This window comes from Tenacibaculum sp. (genome assembly GCF_050290165.1).
Lineage (GTDB): Bacteria > Bacteroidota > Bacteroidia > Flavobacteriales > Flavobacteriaceae > Polaribacter.
Genome location: NZ_JBNKHD010000002.1, coordinates 508,729 through 515,343 on the forward strand (window position 1 = coordinate 508,729; position 6,615 = coordinate 515,343).

Sequence of the window (6,615 nt, forward strand, 5' to 3'; positions counted from 1 at the left end):
GTTTGAAGCTTTTTTGTTTATATATAAAAAAGAGGAAGCTAAAAACTTCCTCTTTTTTATATATTAAATAATATTATTACTTATCTTCTTCTTGTGGAAACAAAATTTTCTTTAAGGCTTCTTTGTCTCTTATAACTTTTTCCTTTTGCTCTTGAATTTTTTTATCTAATTCATTGAGTCTCTCATTAGTTTTTCTAATTACTTCTTCTTTTTCTTTAGCTACTTCATCTGTAATTTCCTTTTTCTCCTTAGCTTCTCTTACTCTTTCATTAGCTTTACTTACTTTCTCTCTACCTTTTCTTAAAACATCTTCGCTATCTCGTATACTTCTCTCCTGTTCTTCTATTTTCTCTTTTGCTTCTTTAGACCTCATTTTACCAAACTCTCTACCACTCATTCCATCTTTATCTCGACCATAAGCATTTCCTTTGCCTTTATATTCTTTCTTTACTTTTTCTTCTTTAGCTTTGTCCTTACGCTTTTGATCTTTGGCTTCTTTTATTTTTTCATTCTTCTTCTCTTTCATCTCCTGTGCCTTTTCCTTTCCTTTATCTTTAGCGTCTTGCTCTACATCTTCTTTAACTTTATGAGTCTTATCTTTTTGTTTCACTTCTGCACTTTTTTCTTTTTCCTTTTCTTGTGCCTCAACTTGCTGTACGCCAATAAATGCTAAAAGCACAATAATTGACACTACGAATTTTATATTTTTCATAATAAATGTGTTTTATTTAGGTTTATATGCTATCTATTTTTTGTAACTCTTCTTCTAATTCTTTAGTTACTTCATCTAACTTTTCTATACCGGCCTTTACTTCACTTTCTATAGAATCGATTTTTTGAATGGCAGCTTCAATCTTTTTTTCTTCTTCTTTCTTTTTTTTGTCTGTACAAGACACCATAAAAAGAATTCCAAATGTTAAAATCAATAGTTTTTTCATAATTTAATTATTAGGGTTAATATTTATTTAGACACTAAATTATACTAGCAGTCACTTTTTATATTCATAAAAAAACCAGCAAGTATTTTGCTGGTTTTTAATTATTCTTTAAAAATTATGGTGTTATTTTTTCTTCCTTAGCTAATAATCCGAAGAATTTATCTAGGTTAGGTAGTATCACAATTCTAGTTCTTCTATTTTTTGCTCTATTAGAAGCTGTATTGTTTTCTACTAATGGTACTGCACTACCTCTACCCGATGCGATTAACCTACTAGGATCAACCCCATATTTTTTCTCTAAAAGTCGAACAATTGATGTTGCTCTTTTTACACTCAAATCCCAGTTATCTTGTAAGATTCCAGAATTGTATGATCTTGAATCTGTATGCCCTTCAATCATTACATCCATACTTGGTTCAGAGTTGATAACATCAGCTAACTTTTTAATTAATTTGTGAGCATTACTCTTAACTCTGTAACTTGCTGTGTTGAATAACATTTTATCGGAAACTGAAATCATTACAACAGTTTGATCAATATCAATGTTTACATCTTCATCATTTTCTAATTCTGATGTGTTAATTGATTTCTTAAGATTATAAGACACTGCAATGTTCATTGAATCTTTTAATGTCTTCGCATTCGCTAACTCAGCAGGATCAACATTTTTAAGTGTCTCTCTCATTTTCTCTTTCATAGAGTTAGAAATAACAGCTGTATTACCAACCATATCTAACTTTACATTGTTTTCCTTTTGTAACGACTCGTTTACATTACTCAATGAGCTTATTTTTTCGTTATAATCCTCAACTCTTTTTTCAATTTTAGCAAATTTTGCTTCTAATTGTTCTTTCTCTAACGTAGTCTTTTGTAAAGTTCCTCTTGTGTCATTGTACTTCTGTTCTAGTTCGACATACTTCTTTTTAGATACACAAGACGTCATTGTTAAAGCCAATAACGCCAGGGGGATAATTAGTTTTCTCATAATTAATAATAATGATATAATAAGTTAATGTACCCTAATAACTGATTTTTCTACATAATATTATACTTTAATCAATAAAAAAGCTCCTTTTTTCAGGAGCTTTAGACATAATTACCTTGATTAAGGTAAACAATTATTTATTTTTAGTTTTCTGTAGACTTTTTTAACTTCTCTTTACCGTTTTATATACTTTTTAAACTTCTTATTATTGTTTCGCTTGTATTTCTCCTTTGCCTTTAATTATATAAAAATAAGAACGTCGATTTAATTGATATTCTTCTTCTGAACACTTTTTACCATCAACACAATTATTTAAAGGCTTATCTTCACCATAACCTATAGCACTTTCTACTCTATTAGCTGCAATTCCTCTCGATAAAATAAAATCCCTTGTAGATTTAGCTCTTTTATCTGATAATGTTCTATTATATTCTTTTGGTCCGCGACTATCAGTATGAGATTCAATTTTTATTACTAATTCTGGATGATTGTTCATTACTGTTACAATATTTTCTAACTCATATTGTGCATCTTCTCTTATAACGGATTCGTCATAATCAAAATAAATTGGATTTATTACAATCTGATTTTCTATAATTAAAGGGGTTAGCTCTAAGTTTGTTGTTAGTTCAATATCTTTTTTACCTGTAGTTGATACAATATTTCTCCCTGGTTTATGATCTAATTTTGTAGCAATAGCTGTATACACTTCATTACAAGGCACATCATTAAAAATATAACGACCAAGGTTATCAGAAACAGTTTTGGCTATTACTTCTTTTTCTTTACTTATCAATTTTACTGTAGCCCCTTCCACAGGAACATTAAGTTTATTATTTACAATGGTTCCTGTTATTATTTGTGTACAGATTGATGTATCGGTATAAATATAAAAGCTGTATATATCATCATCTCCTTTTCCTTTGTCTCTATTAGACGAGAAAAAACCTCTTTTACCATTTTCACTAATAAAAAATGAGAAATCATCTTTTTTACTATTAAAAGGGTTCCCTAAATTTTCTGGGGAAGAAAAAGTACCATCTTTTTCAATCTTTGATTGGAATATATCTAAAAGCCCGAAACCTAAATGTCCGTTAGATGAGAAGTACAATACATTATCACTTCCTACATAAGGAAAAACTTCTTTTTCAGAAGTATTAATTGTACTTCCTAAATTAATAGGAGTTCCGTATTCATTTTTACCTTTAATTTCAACTTTATAAATATCAGACTCTCCATAACCACCAGGCATATTAGACACAAAATACAACGTTTTCTCATCTGGACTTAGTGCAGGGTGTCCTGTTACATATTCATCATTATTAAAAGGCAATTCTTCTATATTTCCCCATTTACCATTTATAAAACTTGCTTTGTAAATTTTTAGATTAGAGGTTCTTCTTTTACTTCTTCTTACTCTTTTAACATCAGAATTGTTACTAGTAAAATACATAGTTTTCCCATCTCTTGTAAAAACTGGAGTTGATTCATGAAGCTCAGAAGTTATTGGTTCTTCAAACTTTTGACTATTTACTAATACCAATATTGTATCTTGTATACTTCCTTCTATAGTTTGTATATCTTCTTCTGCCTTATAAATATTTAAAAATGGTTGATTATTCCATTTGTAAATCTTTTGCTTTCTTGAACCTGTTGGTGCAGATGACGTAAAATACGATTTTCCATTAAGTAAAAAACCTCCAAAATCTGAATATGGCGTATTAATTGCTAAATTTCTAACACCAATTCTTTTACTATTAGAATTGTTTAATAAATTGTTTTCCTTCTTTAACTCGTTATTAAAATTACTATTCTTGTTTTCTGCTAGTTTAAAAAATATTGAGTCTGATTTTTTATACTTTCCATTACTTCTTAAAACTTGAGCATATTTAAACAAGTATTTATCTTCTAGTTCATTACTATAATTAGATATTAGCTTTTTTAACCAAATCTCTGCTTCTTCAGTCTCTGAATTGTTGTAATAAGATTCTGCTAGTCTACTCAATACATGCTTAGAACTATCTCCTTTAATTAAAACTAAATCTTTATATAATTTTGCCGACTGTATGTATGAGAATTCTTCAAAATAACGATCTGCTACTTTTCTGCTTTGCCCAAAACTTGTTATTACCATCATTAATAATGATAGCAATAGTACTTTTTTAAAACTCATGTAATTTTTCTTTTAAAAGAATCTTGGTGATCTATATCTTATATCTTGGTCTTTAAATATTTCATATCGTAACATAATTTCATGTGTACCTGAATTGGTTACGTTATAATTTGATGTTGTTAAATCATAAGAATATCCTATAAGTAAAGAATCACTTATTTGGAAACCTAAAAGGGCACTTACAGAATCATCCCACCTCCAAGCTGCTCCTACTCTAAACTTTTCGTTAAATAATAAATTAGCTGAGACATCTAGAGATAAAGGCGCTCCTGAAACCCCTTTTAACAAAGCAGCTGGCTTAAATTTTATATCTTCAGTAAGATCAAAAACATAACCTGCTATTAAAAAGAAGTGCATTCGCTCTACTGCTACCTCTCCTATGGGATTTTCAGCATCGTAATGTTCCTTTCTTAATATATTAGGAACAGATAATCCCACATACCATTGTGGCTGATGATAATAAATACCTGCTCCTACAGTTGGTAAAAATCTATTATTAATTGGTGCAAATGAAGAATCTCCAGGATCGTTTTGAGTCCCTTTTGTCCAATCAATGTTCAATAGTCTACCTCCTAAACGCAATCCAAAAGCTAAGTTACCTTCTTCACCTGTTAGGATAGTATAAGAAACATTGGTGTCTAAATAAATTTCACTAGAAGGACCTATTTGATCGTTCATTAGATTTACTCCTAAACCTAAACCAGTATACCCTAAAGGAGTATCGTACGATAAATTTTGTGTATTAGGAGCTCCTTCAAACCCTACCCATTGTGTTCTTCCTATTGCAGTTATAACTGTATATCCTCTTGAACCAGCATAAGCAGGGTTTACATTCATAGTATTGTACATATACTGTGTGTATTGAGGATCTTGTTGTGCATAAGTATCTGTAATTACACAGATACTTATTACACATATTAAGATAAAACCTAAATATAATTTCATTTGATTATTTTTTTCTTTAACCTTATTTATTTTTCAATACAGTTATTATCTATTGATATAAAGCCAACCTTTTCTTACTTTATTTCCATTTCCAAGGTCTAATATATAGAAGTAAGTTCCAACAGGCAATTTATCATTTGCATTTATATTCACTCTTCCTTCTGATATTCCTGTAAATTTAACCTCATTATTATTATATCCTCTTACTCTGTATACAGTATTACCCCATCTATTGAAAATTTCGATAGTATTATTCGGGAAGTTCTCTATACAATCAATATGTAAATAACTGTTCATATCATCTCCATTCGCACTCATAAGATTTTTTACTTTCACACAAGTGTCATCAATAATTGCATCTCCAAAACCATTTAATCCATCTACACTATCAGCTATTCCATCTCCATCTGTATCTATTCCACTATCTCTAACAACTCCGTTTCCTCCTTTGTTAGGATCTAATGCATCTGAATTATTGTCTGGATTATTAGTAGTTCCAAAACCACCTAATTTATCTATACTGTCAGCAATACCATCTCCATCTGTATCTACATGAGGATTATCAACTTGACCATCTCCATCAGTGTCAGAATTATTTCCTTCTATAACATCATTAATTCCATCATCATCACTATCTAAGTCTTTGTAGTCTGGTACTCCATCTCCATCTGTATCTGGTTCTTCATTTGTATCTACTGATGCATCTGCTTGTCCGTCTCCATTATCATCTGTATAACCTGAATCATTAGAATCTATAACTCCATCTCCATTTGTATCTAAACTACCATTTCCTCCTTCAATTACATCTAAAATACCATCATTGTCACTATCTAGATCCAAACTATCAATAATACCATCTCCATCAGTATCTTTTGTTCCTTCATCAATATCAGGAATACCATCATTATCATCATCCACATCTATTCCATCTGAAATACCATCTCCATCAGTATCTATACATTCGCTTCCTGATAATTTATCTAGCACCTCAAAGCTTGAAGAAGCTTGTTTTCCACATTTATTATTACTAACGCTTACCGTATAAGACACTCCATAAATATATCCGCTTATAACTCCATTCTCATCAACACTTAATGTCGAATCACTAAAAATATAAGTCAAACTTGAATCATAATTGCTAATCATCGCACTTCCCGAAGTAGAACAAGTAGGACTCTCTACCTCTACTTTTGGTGCCTTTGGAGAAGGTAGTTCCTTATCCCCATCATAAATAAAATTCTCCGATATTGATTCACAACCATTTGCATTTACTGCTATAATAGTATAAGCAGTTCCTGTTGTTCCACCAGTAATCAATCCATTCTCATCCACCATTAACCCTGATGGAGTAGATTTATAAACCAATTCTTTATCATAATTACTGATTTTATTAGTTGCTGCTGTAGTACAACTTTCTTGTGTTACAACAATTTCTGGAGTTGCTGGCTTTGGCGTTACCGTTAAGTTCAACACCTGGTCTGCTGTACAGCCGTCATTGGTAATCGTGATGTTTTGATCCGTCGTATATGTTACTCCATTAGCCGCCCATGTATAGCTCTCTCCTGAACAGATCG

The 6,615-nt window shown here is 30.7% G+C and carries 6 protein-coding genes; all 6 read right to left on the minus strand.

The features are described 5' to 3' along the window. Positions 1–76 precede the first annotated feature (76 nt). Positions 77–712 carry a hypothetical protein gene (locus tag ACQY6M_RS04475; protein WP_428740605.1) on the minus strand — a complete coding sequence of 212 codons (636 nt, stop codon included), beginning with the start codon at positions 710–712 and terminating at the stop codon, positions 77–79. Positions 713–734: 22 nt separating this feature from the next. Next, positions 735–938 (minus strand): hypothetical protein, encoded by a 204-nt coding sequence (locus ACQY6M_RS04480; RefSeq protein WP_133535711.1) that lies wholly within the window; start codon positions 936–938, stop codon positions 735–737. A 115-nt stretch (positions 939–1,053) separates the two neighbouring features. After that, positions 1,054–1,923 carry an OmpA family protein gene (locus tag ACQY6M_RS04485; protein WP_428740606.1) on the minus strand — a complete coding sequence of 290 codons (870 nt, stop codon included), beginning with the start codon at positions 1,921–1,923 and terminating at the stop codon, positions 1,054–1,056. A gap of 205 nt (positions 1,924–2,128) precedes the next feature. Further along, the gene (locus tag ACQY6M_RS04490; RefSeq protein ID WP_428740607.1) at positions 2,129–4,096 is read right to left on the minus strand and encodes an OmpA family protein; all 1,968 of its coding nucleotides are present in this window, start codon (positions 4,094–4,096) and stop codon (positions 2,129–2,131) included. Positions 4,097–4,108: 12 nt separating this feature from the next. Continuing rightward, positions 4,109–5,041: a PorP/SprF family type IX secretion system membrane protein gene (locus ACQY6M_RS04495; RefSeq protein ID WP_428740608.1), complete on the minus strand. Its 933-nt coding sequence runs from the start codon at positions 5,039–5,041 to the stop codon at positions 4,109–4,111. Between the two features lie 45 nt (positions 5,042–5,086). Beyond that, a partial coding sequence (locus tag ACQY6M_RS04500; protein ID WP_428740609.1) for a gliding motility-associated C-terminal domain-containing protein occupies positions 5,087–6,615 on the minus strand: 1,529 nt, incomplete at its 5' end.